This is a genomic window from Terriglobales bacterium, assembly GCA_035651655.1.
Classification (GTDB): domain Bacteria; phylum Acidobacteriota; class Terriglobia; order Terriglobales; family Acidobacteriaceae; genus DASRFG01.
Genome location: DASRFG010000033.1, coordinates 61696 through 78111 on the forward strand (window position 1 = coordinate 61696; position 16416 = coordinate 78111).

Below are 16416 nucleotides of genomic sequence, written 5' to 3' on the forward strand. Positions count from 1 at the left end.
ATCCCAAACAGAACCCACGTTCTCAAGCAGGCTGTTTCGATACGGGAACATTAGAATCTTCTAGTCTGGGCACGATTGTTCCGCAATGCCATTCGGTGCTTGCAAGTCATAGCAACGAACGGCCCCCCGGCATCAGCCGACACCCGCGCACGTTTGGACGATGAGTTGCAATTGGATATGCGGGAATGCAGATCACGAGGCGGATTCAAGCTATCGGCAGATGGAACGATGATTACTGAGGGGCAGATCAATGATTACTCTCACGGAGTTCACGGTCACACGGCGGGACGAACAGATTCTGCAGCTCTTGCTGGAAGGCTGCAGCAACAAGGAAATCGCCGACGAATTGAAAATAAGTCCGCGCACTGTCAAGCAACATTTGCGGTCGTTGTTCCAGCGGGCGGGGATCACCGGCGGCCGCAAGCGAGTGAAGCTGGCGACGGCGCTTTTATGGAAGGAGCAACTGCAATGCAATCACGCAATCGGTTAACCCCGCGGGAGGTGGAGGTGGCCTCGCTGGTATGGGAGGGCATGACCAACCGCGAGATCGGCCATTCGGTGGGCACCACGGAACAGGTCATCAAGAATTATCTGCGGGTGATTTTTGACAAGCTGGGGGTGTGGAGCCGGCTGGAGTTGGCGCTTTACATCGCCAACCACGGTGGTGGGACGTGGAAGGAAACTATGGACGAGGCAGTGCCTGAAGCCAAGACGCGGGAGACGATACCTGCCAAGCAGGCTGCCGCAGGACGGTAACCGGGCGAGAGGTAAAGCGGCGCCCACAGGCACTTCTACCCGCCGGTTAAGGGTTGAGGCAGACCGAGCAGGAATGAGGCGGCCCATCGCCAAGCCCCGAGGGCATTGGTTTTGGGCTGGTTATTCACAGGTCGAAGTGTGATGGGCAAATCGTATGCGAGCGATATTGGACGCTGAATATCGGCTTGGCGGCAGCGCTGAAGGAGATCGGCATGCGAATATGCACCATTTTCCGGCAGGCGGCTGTGGGTGGCGCGCATATGGCTCAAGCTGAAGGGCCTTAAAACGCACATAAAGTGCTTGACGATGGTACGGTGAGCAGGGTAAAGGACACACCAATTCGTGCACCGTATTTGCTGCAATCGCCACCTCGGGAAACTGGCAGCACCCAAGGTTTGAAGGAGACTCAATGCCAACCCACGGAAGTGAATCGCCGGCAGCAGGGACTGTTTTAGTGGTTGACGACGATCACGCCATGCTCCGTTACTTACGCACCCTCCTGGAAATGCACGGCTACGACGTGGAAACAGCCACCAGCGGAAGGGAAGCCTTGGGGCGAGTGCAGTCGGGATTGTCGCCGGACGTCGTCCTGCTGGACATCAACATGCCGGGAATGGACGGGCTGGAGACCTTGCAGGAGCTACTCGACTACGAGCCGGATTTGAAGGTCATTATGTGCTCTTGCGTGACCGATCCGCGTAAGACCATGGCCGCATTCTTGATTGGGGCGCAAGACTTCATCCCCAAGCCCTTTTGCCATCCCGATCTCCTGGCCGCGCTGGAGCGCTCCCTGCAATCCTTGGGTGCGACGACGGCAGTGCGCTGGGAAGCCGTGCGGGACATCTGCTAAAGCTTGTTTGGCCTTCCTTGTGACTACGCCCTGAATCTAGGTCTGTTCGCGCTAAAAATCCTCAATCCAAGGGTAAGCCGCGGTTAGAAAGGTTACTGTGGTCACCGGAATCCCCGTGGGATGACGGGTCAGAGGAGAGGGCGCTTCTCAGCCTTGCCGATACTGCGCAAAAGCTTGCAACCGCGTAGCACCTTGTGGTTGCAGACCGCTGAATTCAGAACACTTCGCGACGCTCGTCCCGGCAGCAGAATTGCAAACTGCGAAGCTGCCCATGCGCGCATTCTGGCATGGACACACGATCTCCCGAGGTACGAATGGCCTACAAAGAAACCTTCTGGATGGCATGCGACACTATTGACCACACCCGCGCCGAGTACGGGCCGTTTACCAGCCGCCTGGAAGCGGAAGTGGAAGCCCGCAAGCTGGGCTTTTGTTACCTGCTCCGCTACGAGCATGAGATCGGCGAGAACAACGAAATCGAAGATGTGCGGGTCATCTTCGTGGAGTTACCGGAATCGCCCCAGCCGATCGTTCCCCGGCATGTCTCCAAGCTGTACACCCGTTGTGCCACCTGCGGCGAGTCCTCAAGCCATGGCAAGAGCTGGCAAGCCGAGGTGTGGGCGGACATTCATGAGTTCGAACATAATCGTCACCTGGTCCGTCTTTTTGAGCACAGCCGCCAAGAGGGGTTAAAGGAAATCCTGGATTGGCGAGAGAAGCCAGAATCGGCCGCATGACGTTTGGGTTTTTCCCGACTATCTTTGCGGAACTTTCGCGGTTAGTGATTCTCCACGTGGCGCGGATTTAGCGGTTGCATTTGTCGCCTGAAAACCTGGTAGCCGCTTTCGCGGGAGCCGGGTCGGCTGGTATGCAGCCACCACTAGCAGATAAACGCTCAGCAAGAGCATTTCCGGTGTGATGGGATGCTGGTACCGTGGATGCGAGTGGGTGATGTAATAGACCAAGGGATAAATCAGAAACAGTCCTGCAAACAAAGGCGCGGCGTAGTGGCGCTCGCGAAACGCCACCCCCAATCCCCAAAAAGACAGCAATGCAAAACCGAAGAAAAGGGCATGTCGGGACCCCATGCCGAAGCGCTTGGCCATTCGGCCTTGTTCGGGGATATCAAACCAAAAAAATCCCACCCGCTTAAGAGTGAGCACGGCAAACCGGCCTGGATTGGCCGCGATCCATTGCCGGGCGATAGTTCCTTTTTCCGCGACATAAGCTAGTTCGCCGATCTGGCTAAAACGCGCCATCTCGTAGGTGTTCCATACCGGATGGTCCCAAAACATGCACAGGCCTTCTGACCCTTCGTGGTTGCCCATGTAGAGCTCTTCGCCAAAATCGCTGCGCGGAAAAACGAATTTGTCGAAAACGACGTAGTTTCGCACTACCCAAGGTGAGACCACGGCAACAAAAACCAGTCCAGCGAAGGCCAATCGAGAAAGAGGACGAGTACGGCGCAGGCGCCACCACAACCACAACGCCGAAACTGCCAGAAAGGACAGTGCGGCCGCATTGGTGAGAGCAATGAAGCCCCACAAGAATCCCCACCAGATCCAGGTGCGAAGTTGTGGGTTGCGTTCCAGGCGCAAAGTAATCAGGAAGGCCAAGCTCAGCAGCAGCGTCGCCAAACTGGTTTCCCAGATCCACGAGCTCCAGGCGACGAAATAGGGAATCAGGGCCCACGCCCAGGCCGAATAAAGGCCCACTGTCCGACCGAAGAGTTCTTTGCCAATCAGGTAAATGGTGAGGCCGGTGAGCGCTGCAAAGACGCAATTGATGGTCAGAATCGCGACCGCGGAGGAGTGGCTGTAGGCGCCGAAAATCTTGAATACGGCAGCGAGCAGCAGAGGATAGACCGGCCCCAGCCACGCAGTTGGCCCGGACCATCCGGGGAATGGCGAGCTGAACCCGTGGCCGGACGCGACAGAACTGGCAATTCTTCCGACCTCATAGCCAAACAGCATGTGGTTAAAAGCGGTGGGAAGGTCGTCGAGGTGGTGCTGGAAAATGTAAAACAGCCGATATCCAAATGCGGCCATCACGACCACCCACGGAGTCCGGAGATATTCGAGCAGGCGAGTGGGTATTCCAGGGGGCATAGTGCGGGGTGCGGTTCCCACTTTAAAAGGAGATCTCTCCTGATTGGCCACTGGATTCATAATATGGCTTTACCGCAAAGAGCAGCCCACGAGGTTCTGGATCGCGTGTCGCTTGCGGTAACTCAATTCTATGGCATCACCGGCAATGCTCGGCAATTCGACCAACTAATTGAACTAACGGAGGTGGCTTGTTGGGGTTGAGTGTAACGAATGCGGCGGTCCTCAACGGCACAATAATTATGGTTCCCGGTTTTGGCTGGGATGGCTGCGGTTGCGGCGACAACATAACGCTTGCGCGGCAGGGTAACGGGATTATTGCCGGGCGACAGATTGTAAAAATAGCCGTCTTTGGAAGCAGCAGTGGCTGCCGGTAAGGCGCAGTCAATCAAACAAGCGTGTTGAGGAGTGGGTGCGCACGGTTTTTTTGCACAGCTAGGCGGGGCCAGATCGGAGAGAGACGCAGCGTATCCCAGATGTGGATAAGCACTCTTATACGATTCCTGTGCCATGGTGATAACATCCACGTTGCCGACTGCCGAAGCCTCATTGGCAGCGACTTTGGAATTGAGCACTCTGGGGATGATGACGGCCGCGAGCAACATAGCCAGCACCAGGACAATCACGACTTCGGGTAACGACGCACCTTTTTGTTTTAACATTCCATCCTCAGAGCAGAGCTCGCGTTTCCGCATTGCGCAGCCACGAATTTATTATTTTAATGGAATAGCTGTGCGGACACCCCCATTCAGGAGAGAAAATCAACCGTGCTGATCGTGTCCCTTGCGCTGGCTTTCGCACCGTTGTTGGGCATTGCGTATATCTTCTCCCAAGGTTTGGACCTCACCGTAGACAATCTGTTTTACACGATCATCCTGCTGACCATCTCGGGCGTCTTCGGGCTCAACGTGATGCTTGAACTCCGCAGAGGCCGAGCGGCGGCCGGGCAGCCGGGAGCTCGCTTTGGAGTAGGTTCCCCGGGGGTTCGCACCGAACGCGGACTGGTGGAAGCCGTACAATTTTTCGAAAGTCACGTGGGGCAGGCAGATAAGTCTATTGTCAGCTTGAGGCCGAATGGCTCACGATCAATCCGCATCATCGCGTTTGAGGGCGATCTGCGGAACCAAATGCCGACCGGGCACAAAGTAGAAGTCACCTACAACTCCGATGGAGGCGGCACGAACCAGGTAGTGTCAGTCAATTACAAATAGGCCATGATATTTTGCTTTAGGTCCCTGGCCTTCAGCGCCCATTTTGGAATCAGTCCGTACAGTCTTGGCCCTGCATCCGCCTTGTCACTGACCAGGGACAGGCTTCGAACTTAGAGTGATCTGTGGGAGATCTCATGCGCGTCGGCATTCCCTGTGGCGTATTAATCTTAGTTCTTAGTTGCTCAGCCTGGAGCAGCGATACTAAAGCCGCAATTTTGTATCCCAGTGGTTCTACGTGGGTGAATGGATCGGCAGTTGTCAGGTCCTCAGCTCTTTTTCCCGGCGACCGAGTGCGGACGGAGGCAAACGGAATCGCGAATATTACGCTGCCCGGGTCCGCGGTGCTGGTGCTCTCCAATTCGGAGGTTCAATTTTCCGGATCTCTATTGGAGATGACCAGAGGCAGCCTGGTGATCTCCACTACCAACGGACTGTCCGCGGGGCTGGGGGAGTTGAAGATTTCGCCCGCCGAAACAAATGCAAAGTTTGAAGTGACCGAGAGTGGAGAGAATGTGCTGATCGTTGCCCGCGAGGGCAACCTAACCATTAAGGATGGTGTAACCAGCACCGACCTGCCTGCAGGCAAAAACGTTACGATGGCGGATCCTCGGGTGCAAACTCGCAAGCGGCGCAGGGGTGCGCCGCTGTTCTCCCGAAACCGAGGTATCCTGTTGGGAGCTGCGGGGGGCAGCGGCGCCGCGATCGCTCTCTTCCTGCGAAATGGCAGCAGCAATTGTTCCGTAAGCCCGAGTAGTCCCGGCCAAGGCGGGTGCCAGTAATCGCTATTTCAGCTGGTCGATTTTCGCCGCCAGGATAAAGTCGCTCTCCGTGAGGCCATCAATTTTGTGGGTCCAGGTGGTGATGCCGGCTTGTCCCCACTTCAACAGGATATCGGGGTGATGTCCCTGTTGTTCGGCCAGGTTCCCGACCTTATTGACAAAGTCCAGCGCGCTCTTGAAATCCGGAAATTCGAAGTTGCGGGTGAGGTGATGCTCGTTCACTACTTTCCAGCCGGGCACCTGTTTTTGGAGCGTCTCCAGTTCCGCGCCTTTTAGCGGCGGAATGCCTCCCCGGCAAGGGACGCAGGTTTTGTTGGCTAGGTCCGAAATAGCGGCATTGGCCATAATCAATCTCCCACAATAATGTACTGCATAGTGGGCTGCGGTTGTGGGCAGCTTCGATGACGGTGGCTGCCACCGGCGCGAGCTAAGAGGCAACTCTAATCACCCCGTCCGGGCATCAGCTGAGCAGTGGAATTCATCCCAACTACCTGCGCCTTCTGCCTATGGGCGCTGGGGACCGGGGTTCATGTCTGAGGCTCAAGTCGGATCTTTTCTAGTAGTGCTCTTTGTTCTCTTAGCTTTAGCGCATCTGATGGGCTACCTCTTCGAGAGGCTGCGCCAGCCTCGCGTAGTCGGTGAAATCGTGGCCGGAATTCTTGTGGGCCCATCTTTACTGGGACATCTGGCGCCCCGAGTCTCAGCAACCATCTTTTCTGAACTTGGACCAGCTACTGCCGCCTCGGGACATAATGCTCAACTGCTCGGAATGGTGTATTGGCTCGGGCTGTTGTTGTTGATGTTCGTTTCCGGCGCAGAAGTACGAAATCTATTCTGCCGGGAAGACCAGCGCCAGATCGGTTGGCTGGCGAGCGTGGGAACCGGCTTGCCTTTTCTTCTGGTGATGCTTGCCAGCCCATGGCTGCCTCTGCAAGCGCTGATGGGACGAGCCAACCAGCACCTGGCGTTGCTCCTGGTGATCAGCATCGCCGTGGCGGTGACGTCCATACCGGTCATCTCACGCATTTTCTTTGATTTGAAGATACTGCACACGCGTTTTGCGCGCCTGGTGCTGGGGGTTGCGGTTATTGAAGACACGGTACTGTGGGCTGCCCTGGCAATTGCAACCGCATTGGCGACCTCGGCCGTTTTGCCACGTCCGGAGATTGTGAAGCATATCGTCTACACCGTGATCTATTTTGGAATTGGCCTTTCGGTTGCACCCGTATTATTTAGGCGGGTCAGTGGCGTGTGGTGGAACTTGCTGGCTGCATCTTCTCCGTTAGGTTACGTAGTATTGGTGCTGTTCACTTATTGCGTGGTAGCGTCGCGGTTGCAAGTGAGCTTGGTGTTCGCGGCGTTTCTGGCGGGTCTGGCAATTCCGAGCGACAGTACATTTTCAGAGGCGCTGGATTCGATAAAACGTTTTTCGTTCGCCGTGTTCGTGCCGGTTTATTTTGCCATCGTCGGGTTCAAATTGGACTTGAGCAAATCGTTTTCGTTGTCGGTCCTTGCAGTCCTGCTGCTTGCGGGGTGTGCAGTCAAGTTGCTCTGCGTGGGCGCAGGCGCGCGCCTGGCGGGGTTTCGCGGCCTCGATATTGTGAATCTAGCGGTGGCGACCAATGCACGTGGCGGGCCGGGTATCGTGCTGGCGAGCGTGGCCTTTGACACAGGAATCGTGAACGCGGTCGGCTACACCAGTTTGGTCCTTCTGGCGGTACTTACCTCACAAGCGGCCGGGACGTGGCTGGAATATGTTTTGCGCAAGGGGTGGCCACTACTCTCAAGCGACACCGAGACTGCAACCCAGCCCGCTATGGCACCAGCTCCCGGAATCCGGTTCCATGACTAGAAATGAACCCAGAGCGTTAGCTTAGACTGCCGATTTCGCTTTCCACACGTAAAAGTTCTTTCCCTCCGCCAGGGTTTCGATTGCCATTCCCTTGGAGGTTGTTGCGCGATGGACAGCCGATCGCAAGTTTGCCAGTCCGATGCCGCCAATCTGGTCAAGCGGAATCTCAAGGGCAGAACCCGGCGGCAGCGTTTCTAGTTCACCAAAAATTCCCTGGATCAAGTCGTAGTGCTTTCCACGTCTGTTCCTGCTAAGACCCGAAACTGCGACGTGGCGATATTTCAGGATAGAAGGGCTAGGTTTATTCTTCGGTTCTTTTGCCATAGGCGTGTATCACCTCTACGAGATCGAATGCGATACCATAGGATACGCTATACGGCAATTATACTCTTTAGTTGCCCCAAGGTTCTCCGGTTTGCACTTTTGCTTTCTTTGCAGTTGCGATATACGAACCCAGTATTTCCACCGTTTTTTACTGGGAGAGGTATGCTCAAAGAAGCGGCAAAAGGAGAGGCCTCAATTCCCAAAGCACCACGGGTGAGGCAAGAGTATGAAGCGCATGTGTCGCTCGAGAATTTCAGGACGACACTCGGCCTGGCTGGAGCTGCTGGCCCACATCAGAGTCATCAATGATCCTAATGAGCTGTTGCAGCTACGCCGAGCCAGAGCTATGGAAAGGAAGCGGGAAAGAGATCGACCCGGGGTCACGTCTGGGAACGAACGCGAGAGAATATCGAACCAAGCGTAAGGACCAGACTCCAGTATAAAAGAGTTTCTTCCAGCGAAAGGCGCGAGACCCGGTTCGTCCTGACAAAGATTAAATCCGACCATGTCGGCAAAAGTCCTTTCATACAGAAAAACAAGAAATACTAAGAAGAGGACAATTCTCTGCGCGGACGAGTCCGATTCTCGGCTATTTCAAGTATTGGCCGCTGCTAACGAGGCCAAATTTCCTGTTATGTTGGCCGATTCGGCGGCCAGTTGCGTTTCCCTTTGTGCAGCATACAGTCCGGACGTGGTTTTGCTTGACGAGAGCTTGTGCTACGTGGACGAATGGTCTATTCCAGAACTGCTGCACCTGGTATGTGCGAAGAGTGTGGTCCTGCTCACGGTAGAAGATCCTGCAAAGTGGCAGCAGCTGCCCCCTTATGTTCGTGCCGTCGCCAAGCGCACTGATCCGGATAACGTAATAGCTGTGCTTCTCAAAGTTCTGGCCGAGCCGGTTTAGGTCGTACTATCGGATGTTCTTCTTTGGATCCCGCTCGCGTTCCAAAATCATTTCATCGAAGGCGTGCAGCAGGCCCTCGCGCTCGGAGTAGGGGCCGGGTTTGTAGGCCCTGGATTTGATCCCCGCCTGTGAAAGCTCGGAGATACCCCAGTCTTCCTTATTGGTCATGTGCCAGAAATTGATGGCATCGGCGGCCTGGAAATCGGGTTTCGCCATCTCATGAGGGTGGAAGTGGAACTCGCAAATGATTTCGGTGCGGTCCACCGCCCGCGGCCATAGGGTGTGAGTCATCATGTAGTCGGGATGCAAGCTGAGCAGCAGGTTGGGATACACAGCGTAGTAGAGCACCTTTTGCCGGTCTTCTTGGCTCAGGCCGGGAAGATAGTCGCGACGCCGCCGGCCGTCCATGCTCATGGTTTCTGCGCCGCCCCGGAAGCCCATGGCGCCGCCGATGTAAGTGGGCTGCGGAGTTTCGTTGTCAGCGCCGAGATAATTGGTGAGCTTGTTCAGCGCATGGTGCAGGATCGGACAGTGCAGGCACTCGTTGTAGTTCTGGATGATCAGCTTCCAGTTGGCCTTAACTTCGTAGAAGTGGCGCGTATGAAAGCGCAATTCCTGCATGCCCCAGGGCGCGAATTTCTGCGGCAGGTCAGCCAATTGTGAGCGCAGTGGTTTGGCATCGGCGTCAAGATTGATGAAGATGTGGCCGTCCCAGAGATCGGCTTGAACTTTGTTCAGCGGATAATCTTCGCGGCAGAAGCCGCCCTCCTCCATGTGGGGCGCTGAAACCAGCGTTCCGTCCAACCCGTAAGTCCAGCCATGATAGCCACACTGGATCCGCGCAGGGAAAGTGCCTTCGGGTATGGTAACGATGCGGGTGCCGCGGTGGCGACAGACATTGAAAAAGGCCCGCACGGCGCCGCTCTGATCGCGGGTGATTATGATGCTCTCGCCGGCAACTTCGCGCAGAAAGTAATCCCCGGGCTTTGGGATCTGGTCCTCGCGACCGGCACACACCCACATCCGACAGAAAAAACGTTCTAATTCGTCGCGAAACATCTCGGGATCGGTGTAATACCGTTGTGGAAGCGTCGTCGCGATGGGTGCCACTTGTGTGCTCATGTCCGCCCTAGCGTGGTTAGCAACCGCCGTAAAGCCTGACGAAATTATGCCATGTCAGTGGCCGCCGCACGAGTCTCAGTTTTAGGCCGAGGTTACGGCGAAGAGTTCATTCAAAAACCGCGGTCTTATTCCCGTACAGCAGAATCCGGTTCTCAACGTGCCAGCGTACGGCCCGTGAAAGAACAACCTTCTCGAGATCGCGGCCTTTCTGCACCAGTCCGTCCAGCGTGTCGCGATGGGTCACGCGAATGATGTCCTGCTCGATGATAGGACCCTCGTCCAAAACTTCGGTTACGTAGTGGCTGGTAGCGCCCACCAACTTTACGCCGCGCTCAAATGAGCGATGGTAGGGTTTGGCCCCGATGAATGCCGGCAAAAAAGAGTGGTGAATATTGATGATACGACTGGGAAATTGCTGGATAAAACCGTTCGACAGAATCTGCATGTAGCGCGCCAGTACTATGAGATCTATGCGGCTCTCGCGTAAGAGCTTGAGCTGTGCCTGTTCCGAGGTCTGCTTGCACTCCGCGGCAATGGGAATGTGATGGAACGGAACCTGATAAAAATCCGCCAGGCGTTTGGCATCAGCATGATTGCTGATGACCAGAGGTATCTCGCAAGACAGCTCCCCAGTTTGGCGCCGGTATAGAAGATCGGCCAGGCAGTGGTCGAGGCGGGAGACGAAAATCGCAACCCGCGGACGATCGCTGGCAAGGGCCACTCGCCAATCCATCTGAAATTTGTCCGCCAGGGGCGAGAAGTGCTGGGAGAATTCGTGCATGTCGAGCTTGAAATCCGCCAAGTCCCACTCGATGCGCATGAGGAACCTATTGCTATCGGGATCGGTATGCTCGTCGGTGTGCAGGATGTTTGCGCCGTGGCGGGAGACGAAGTCCGCGATACCTGCCACCAGCCCCTTGCGGTCGGGGCAGGTGACGAGCAGGACAGCAGTCGTTTTCTTTGCAGATTTCTCGGCCATGAACGCGGAGAGCCGCTAATCAAGATCGGGGAGAGAGCACGATCCCGGCCCGCGCGGGTCGCCGCAACTGCCGCAAGGGCCGGCAGCAACGCCAGAGGACGATCCACTCTTTGCGGATACAGCGAAAACAGAAAGCTGCGGTTCGAGCTTGCGGCTTTGGCATTTGGGACACTCAGCCTTCTCGGATCCATAAACCAGAGCTTCGAACTGCTGGTTGCATTGCTTGCAGATGTACTCAAAAATGGGCATCAGTGTGACTCCAGCTATATTGTAGGGAATCGAGTGGTGTTTCCGTCCAAAAAAATTGTAGTGTTGACGCCGGATACGAATGCCGTGGAAGGCTTCCAACCAGCGGACTTCTGCCCCCGGCGAGGACTGGGAGGGGGTCATCGCCAAACCCTGGCCAACCCGTTTTTTCCGCGATTTCTCAGACTTCCTGGCCACGAGGAGCAGCTGTTTGAGGTGGAGGATGGCGCGCGGGTGTTATGCCACTGCCACTGGCAACGCGACCGGCAGTCCGCGTTGACGATTTTGATTGTGCACGGGCTTGAGGGCTCCAGCGAATCAAGCTATGTGCGCGGAACAACCCACAAGGCGTTTAGCGCGGGGATGAATGTGGTGCGCATGAACGTGCGCAATTGCGGTGGAACCGAACACCTTGCGCCGAGCTTGTATCACTCGGGACTGTCTGCCGATATTGATGCGGTCACACGCGCGCTGATCAGCGAGCACAAGCTTCGGCGCCTGGCGTTGATCGGATTTTCCATGGGCGGCAATCAGGTGCTGAAGTTGGCAGGGGAGTGGGGAACCGAAGGCCCAAGTGAACTCCGCGCGGTGGTGGCAGTTTCGCCGGCGATTGATCTGGGGCCCTCGGCGGACGCCCTGCACCTGCCGGCCAACCGGGTTTATGAGTGGCATTTTCTGTGGTTGCTGAAGCGGCGGCTGCGGCGCAAGGCGCGGCTGTTCGCTGATGCCTACGATCTGGATTGCCTCCGCGGTGTGCGGACGTTGCGGCAGTTCGATAACCAGGTGACGGCGCGATATTGCAATTTTGCCGATGCCGACGATTATTACCGCCGCGCTTCTGCGTTTCCGGTGCTGGACCGCATCGCGGCGCCGACGTTGGTGATCCACGCCAAAGACGACCCGTTTATCCGTATTTTGCCGGAGACGCGGGCCAAGCTGCTGGCGAATCCGAAAATTCATCTGATCGAGACGAAACATGGCGGGCACTGCGGATTCCTAGCTGCGGCGGATGGCTACGATGGCCGCTGGGCGGAGCGCACTGCGGTCGAATTTCTCACGCGGTTCTGACCGGGCGGCGACCTTTCGTTTACGATAGCTGCGTGCAGGCTGACTTCTCGGTGGAGCTGGGCGCAGAGGACCCGACTCTGGCAGTCCCCTGGGTCTCGCCCGATGGTACGCAGCGTTACTACGACCTGAAGCACCACCCCGAGCAATTGGAGAAAGTCACCGAGGCGCAGCAGAGCGTGCCTCTGCATGAGTTTCTAATTTCCATCAACTCCGCCCCCAGTATTTTCGCGACTGCCAAGTGCGATACCTGGGCGACCCAGCAGATGGACGCCGAAGACGAAATTTTCGGAGCTACGTGGAAATGGGCGTCCTATATAGATTTGTTTGCGGCTTCCAAAGAATTGCAGGCTTCGTTCAAAGGACATGAGCGGCTGGCTGCCAAACTTGTGAAGTTGCTCAAGCGGGTGCCGGAAATTCCTGCGGGGGCTGAATTTGTGGTGCGACGCGCCTACTTCCAAACGGATGAGTCAAAAACGAAACATCGCGAGGGTTTCTACTTTACGTTTTATCTTTCGGGGTATGGCGACGACGAGGAAGAAGCCCACAAGCGCTGGATGATCGGGCTGAAGCTGGTGGAGAATGCGCTGCTGCAGTTATCGGCCTCAGAGGCTGCGCGCTAGTCACCCGTTTGTTCGAGCGGCTCATTCCAGGGCGGCGGGGCCGGGATGATCTGTCCGGTGCGCGGGTCGGTCTGGTTCCAATGGCTGCAACGCATGCAGCGCCAGGGCAAGATGTCTGGGGTCATGGAAACGTGCACCACGGAGATGTGCGTGGTGCCGCAGTTGGCACAATCTTCAAATTCCATCCGTGCTCGCATGGCGCACCTCAGTCGTGAAAGAAGCCGGCCCGAATCAGCAAGAAGACATGGAGTAATACTGGAATAGGACACCTGGGTTATTGCGGGGAGAGTAATCCGAATGCCACGCGGGTGTCTGTGACGCCGGTCAGGCCGGATTGTGACCAGAAACCGGTGGCCCCGCCCTACGGCGCTTTGGCGGCCACCGCGCCGATGTTCGCGATGGTATCGCCCTTCTTCATCGAGGGGACGGCGCAAATATAAAGGATGACTCCGGCGGCGGGAGCGCGCGCTTCGTAGATGGTCTTGCCGAAATAATCGGTGACATAGCCGACCTTCATGCCGGCGGCTACATAAGTTCCGCGACGCAGCAGGGGATAAAAAATTCCCGGCTGGTCGCTGGAAATGGTTTCGATCTTCTCGATCCACACCGGATGTTCAACCGGGGTGGCGGTGCCGGGCAGCATCTTCAGATAACGCATCACGCTCAAGGTGCCATCCGCAAGGGCGGCAACGTCTTCGGGCTCGACCGTGCCTGCATAACCGGCTTCGACAGCGATGGAAGGCTTTCCGCGAACCGAAGAGGTGTTATCCAGATAACGGGTGGCGTTCAGATCTTTGGGCCGGTCAGTCCAGATGATGATGTGGTCGAGGCCGAACGCCAGCACCATGTCGCGGGAGATGGCGTCCTGCCTGGCGTTGCCGGTGGGCGCCCAGTAACTGTAGGGGCGGAGGCTCTCATCGAGGTCGCCGCCATGGTAGTCAATCAGGTAGTCGCTGCGGTCAACCACCTGATGAGTGATGAGCCAGGAGGCGCGCTCGGTCTGGGTGCCATCGGCTTTACCGGGATAAAAACGGTTCATGCTCTTGTTGTCCACCGGATTGACGTGCGGAACTTTTTGCTCGAACGAAGCCAGATTGACCAGCGGCAGCAGGATCACGGTTCCAGAAACTTCGGCGGGATCGAGTGTGGCGATCAGCTTTTCGACGGCGATGATAGATGCGTACTCAGTCCCATGTGAGCCGGAGACCAGCGCCAGCACCGGGCCGGGTTTCGCGCCATTGACTACGACGACGGGGATGTTGGCGGCAGCGTCCACGCCAGCGGGCACTTCGAGAAAGCCAGTTGCCTTCTGGCCGGGAGCGGCGGATGCGGTGCCGACGGTGAAGGTCTTCGGTTGCGCTTGGGCGTGGGCTGGTGGCACGGCGCTGCTTGCCAGAGTGGCGAGTGACAGAACGGTAATCAGGCAGACTTCAATGCGGGCGCGTGTGAGCATCGCTTTCTCCGGCAAATAACCGCGCAGTATACATCGGTGAGATGGGGACCTGGTGAAGACGTTACTTCAGCGGCTGAAGCCGCTTTCCTGCAGCGGTGGGGCGGCGTAGCTAAAGCTACGCCCTTTCAAAACAGCGGATTGGTGTGGCCATGTGTGGCGCGGACGAATTACCAAAGCTGAATCGGTCCGGCTTGGCGTAATGCTGGATTTGCAGCAAAAGCCCGTAGCTCAGCGTTTGCAAAATAGAACTTACTGTCGGAGCAAGGTAACTAAAGTACTCATTTCTTGCACTCTTAGATTCGGCCACTTACACGCCACTCCCTTTTGTACCCCTCGCTTGAAATCTGATCTACCACAGTAATCTTCAGTCTCCATCAACTTTAGAGATAGCCTCGAAGGGTAACTCAGTTTTGTGCACTTTTTTCGCCCTTGGGCAAGATGGAAGGTGGTTAAGGAAATGACGGAACGCGTGGAGGCAAATGGACGTGGAATTGCTTTGTTGTTGTGTCTTTTCGCGCTTCTGATCCTGACTGCAATCGCCCTGGGGCTAATTTATATGGGTGACACGGAAACCAGGATTAACAGCAACTTCCGCTCTTCCCAGCAGGCGTACTTCGAAGCCAGAGCGGGCTTGGAAGAGGTTCGTGATCGGATGCGTGGTAGCGCTCCGTCGCCGCTTGCACTGCCGGCGCAGATGCCAGCCCCAGGTGGCGGCGTCCTTTACTTACTCAATCCATCTGGCGGGGGCGACGTAGTGCAGCCCTGGAATGCTGCCAATGCATATTTTGATACTGAATTGTGCCATGAGAACTACACCGGCCTCGGTCTGGTTAACCCGGGGCAGGGCATAGCATGCGGCTCCGTACCGGCGGGCGCTGGTTGGTACACGACTGGGAACAGTACTGCGCCCTATGCCAACACGATTGCGGCAATGCAATACAAATGGGTCCGAGTCACGCTGAAAGGGAACGGGTCGTCTGAACCATACTATGTGAATAACAGCAGCGCGCTGGCAACACTGGGAACCCAGATTTGCTGGACCGGCGAGAGCGAAGTTTTGCTCGCCGGAGGTGCGGCGCACTGTGCCGCGATGAACCCGAATTACGCTCCGGTATACATGCTCACCTCTTTGGCAGTCACGCCAACGGGTGGCAGGAGGATGCTGAAGATGGAGGTAGCAAGGGTAACCGTACCCCCTTTGCCATCGCCGTTTACCTTCGATGGCCCTGGCGCCAGCTACAGCGCTCCTAACTCTAATAATTTTGTTGTCGATGGCTCCGACCAGCGCGGTTGTGGTGGCGCAGCTGCTCCCGCACTTCCCGGAGTAGGCGCGTGGGACGACAGTTCACAGACCACAATTACAGCTGCTATTCCACGGCCAGATCACTACACCGGCAGCGGCTCTTCTTCACCAAACGTGCAGAACGTGAACACAACGTTAGACCCTGCTTGGAAAACCGTCGATGGCCTTAATAAAGTCGTCTCGCTGGTAACTTCTGCTGCGAACCAGGTGTATACGGGGGACCAATCTGGAATACCTCTGGGTAGCGATCCTAGTCCTCTGGTGACGGTGGTCAAGGGCGACCTTACCATGTCAGGAGCAACCACAGGCGCCGGTATCTTGCTCGTCACTGGAACTCTGACCTTGAGTGGCAATTTCAGCTATGATGGCGTGATCTTGGTGATAGGTGCTGGCGTCTTGAATGCTAACGGTGGCGGTAATGGCGCCATTAACGGGGGCATTCTGGTCGCGCGAACCTTGGACGCTGCGGGCAATCCGCTTGCCGCCAAGGCTGCTCCCGGCGCCCCAACAATCGATTGGAGCGGCGGCGGCGGCAATGGCGTCCGTTACGACAGTTGCTATACGAATCTGACGGCGAACCGCTTCTCATTCAAAGCCTTAGCTTTGAATGAAGCGGCTTACTGAACTGCTTTGGGCTTTGCAGGAGCACGAAAAGTGGCGCAGGCGACGCCCTCTAAGCCGAGCTCTGACGTTTCAGTTCCAGCGTGGTCTCGCAACGAATCTTTACCAGCTTGGCATTCCAGAAACCCCGATCCAGTGAATCATGCGCCATTCGGATGTAAGCATTACTGGTGGGGCCTACGTCAAGCGAGTAGATTCGCTAGTCAATGGCGCAATCGATCAA

The 16416-nt window shown here is 56.5% G+C and carries 19 protein-coding genes; 11 read left to right on the forward strand and 8 right to left on the reverse strand.

Translation table 11 applies throughout. From position 1 onward, the window contains the following. Nucleotides 1–250: 250 nt before the first annotated feature. The 4 genes from VFA76_16255 (at nucleotide 251) to VFA76_16270 (ending at nucleotide 2343) form a co-directional block, all read left to right on the forward strand. On the forward strand, nucleotides 251–490 hold the full coding sequence (locus tag VFA76_16255; GenBank protein ID HZR33400.1) for a helix-turn-helix transcriptional regulator: 240 nt from the start codon (nucleotides 251–253) through the stop codon (nucleotides 488–490). Beyond that, a complete protein-coding gene (locus tag VFA76_16260) occupies nucleotides 469–756 on the forward strand; it encodes a LuxR C-terminal-related transcriptional regulator (GenBank protein HZR33401.1) in 288 nt (95 codons plus the stop codon). The genes VFA76_16255 and VFA76_16260 overlap by 22 nt, the downstream gene beginning before the upstream one ends. A 409-nt stretch (nucleotides 757–1165) precedes the next feature. Further along, the gene (locus VFA76_16265; protein ID HZR33402.1) at nucleotides 1166–1606 is read left to right on the forward strand and encodes a response regulator; all 441 of its coding nucleotides are present in this window, start codon (nucleotides 1166–1168) and stop codon (nucleotides 1604–1606) included. A gap of 314 nt (nucleotides 1607–1920) precedes the next feature. Continuing rightward, the gene (locus tag VFA76_16270) at nucleotides 1921–2343 is read left to right on the forward strand and encodes a hypothetical protein (protein HZR33403.1); all 423 of its coding nucleotides are present in this window, start codon (nucleotides 1921–1923) and stop codon (nucleotides 2341–2343) included. A gap of 18 nt (nucleotides 2344–2361) precedes the next feature. On the opposite strand, the gene VFA76_16275 is transcribed toward VFA76_16270, so the two are convergent. Together VFA76_16275 and VFA76_16280 are read right to left on the reverse strand one after the other, a co-directional pair. Continuing rightward, entirely contained in the window at nucleotides 2362–3735 is a 1374-nt protein-coding gene (locus VFA76_16275; GenBank protein ID HZR33404.1) for a glycosyltransferase family 39 protein, read from the reverse strand. A 107-nt stretch (nucleotides 3736–3842) separates the two neighbouring features. Next, nucleotides 3843–4373, reverse strand: coding sequence for a type II secretion system protein (locus tag VFA76_16280; protein HZR33405.1), 531 nt, complete (start codon nucleotides 4371–4373; stop codon nucleotides 3843–3845). A gap of 105 nt (nucleotides 4374–4478) precedes the next feature. Between VFA76_16280 and VFA76_16285 the strand changes: the two genes are divergently transcribed. Further along, nucleotides 4479–4922 (forward strand): hypothetical protein, encoded by a 444-nt coding sequence (locus VFA76_16285; GenBank protein HZR33406.1) that lies wholly within the window; start codon nucleotides 4479–4481, stop codon nucleotides 4920–4922. Nucleotides 4923–5056: 134 nt separating this feature from the next. Beyond that, complete coding sequence (locus VFA76_16290; GenBank protein HZR33407.1) at nucleotides 5057–5701, forward strand: hypothetical protein; 645 nt, start codon at nucleotides 5057–5059, stop codon at nucleotides 5699–5701. Nucleotides 5702–5704: 3 nt separating this feature from the next. On the opposite strand, the gene VFA76_16295 is transcribed toward VFA76_16290, so the two are convergent. Next, complete coding sequence (locus VFA76_16295; GenBank protein ID HZR33408.1) at nucleotides 5705–6046, reverse strand: 4a-hydroxytetrahydrobiopterin dehydratase; 342 nt, start codon at nucleotides 6044–6046, stop codon at nucleotides 5705–5707. 184 nt (nucleotides 6047–6230) lie between these two features. Between VFA76_16295 and VFA76_16300 the strand changes: the two genes are divergently transcribed. Further along, nucleotides 6231–7553, forward strand: coding sequence for a cation:proton antiporter (locus tag VFA76_16300; protein ID HZR33409.1), 1323 nt, complete (start codon nucleotides 6231–6233; stop codon nucleotides 7551–7553). Nucleotides 7554–7574: 21 nt separating this feature from the next. On the opposite strand, the gene VFA76_16305 is transcribed toward VFA76_16300, so the two are convergent. After that, the gene (locus tag VFA76_16305) at nucleotides 7575–7877 is read right to left on the reverse strand and encodes a hypothetical protein (GenBank protein ID HZR33410.1); all 303 of its coding nucleotides are present in this window, start codon (nucleotides 7875–7877) and stop codon (nucleotides 7575–7577) included. A 634-nt stretch (nucleotides 7878–8511) separates the two neighbouring features. Between VFA76_16305 and VFA76_16310 the strand changes: the two genes are divergently transcribed. Next, complete coding sequence (locus tag VFA76_16310) at nucleotides 8512–8781, forward strand: hypothetical protein (GenBank protein ID HZR33411.1); 270 nt, start codon at nucleotides 8512–8514, stop codon at nucleotides 8779–8781. Between the two features lie 6 nt (nucleotides 8782–8787). Here the strand turns inward: VFA76_16310 and VFA76_16315 are convergent, their stop codons facing one another. Both VFA76_16315 and purU read right to left on the reverse strand, forming a co-directional pair. Then, the gene (locus tag VFA76_16315) at nucleotides 8788–9903 is read right to left on the reverse strand and encodes an aromatic ring-hydroxylating dioxygenase subunit alpha (GenBank protein ID HZR33412.1); all 1116 of its coding nucleotides are present in this window, start codon (nucleotides 9901–9903) and stop codon (nucleotides 8788–8790) included. Between the two features lie 106 nt (nucleotides 9904–10009). Next, a complete protein-coding gene (gene purU / locus VFA76_16320; protein ID HZR33413.1) occupies nucleotides 10010–10882 on the reverse strand; it encodes a formyltetrahydrofolate deformylase in 873 nt (290 codons plus the stop codon). A 285-nt stretch (nucleotides 10883–11167) separates the two neighbouring features. Between purU and VFA76_16325 the strand changes: the two genes are divergently transcribed. Continuing rightward, on the forward strand, nucleotides 11168–12196 hold the full coding sequence (locus VFA76_16325; GenBank protein ID HZR33414.1) for an alpha/beta fold hydrolase: 1029 nt from the start codon (nucleotides 11168–11170) through the stop codon (nucleotides 12194–12196). A gap of 32 nt (nucleotides 12197–12228) precedes the next feature. Further along, a complete protein-coding gene (locus tag VFA76_16330) occupies nucleotides 12229–12816 on the forward strand; it encodes a hypothetical protein (GenBank protein HZR33415.1) in 588 nt (195 codons plus the stop codon). Here VFA76_16330 and VFA76_16335 read toward each other — a convergent pair. Both VFA76_16335 and VFA76_16340 read right to left on the reverse strand, forming a co-directional pair. Then, entirely contained in the window at nucleotides 12813–13013 is a 201-nt protein-coding gene (locus VFA76_16335) for a hypothetical protein (protein ID HZR33416.1), read from the reverse strand. The genes VFA76_16330 and VFA76_16335 overlap by 4 nt on opposite strands. A 164-nt stretch (nucleotides 13014–13177) precedes the next feature. After that, nucleotides 13178–14269, reverse strand: coding sequence for a M14 family metallopeptidase (locus VFA76_16340; GenBank protein ID HZR33417.1), 1092 nt, complete (start codon nucleotides 14267–14269; stop codon nucleotides 13178–13180). A 457-nt stretch (nucleotides 14270–14726) separates the two neighbouring features. Between VFA76_16340 and VFA76_16345 the strand changes: the two genes are divergently transcribed. Next, nucleotides 14727–16196: a hypothetical protein gene (locus VFA76_16345; GenBank protein HZR33418.1), complete on the forward strand. Its 1470-nt coding sequence runs from the start codon at nucleotides 14727–14729 to the stop codon at nucleotides 16194–16196. Nucleotides 16197–16416: the final 220 nt, after the last annotated feature.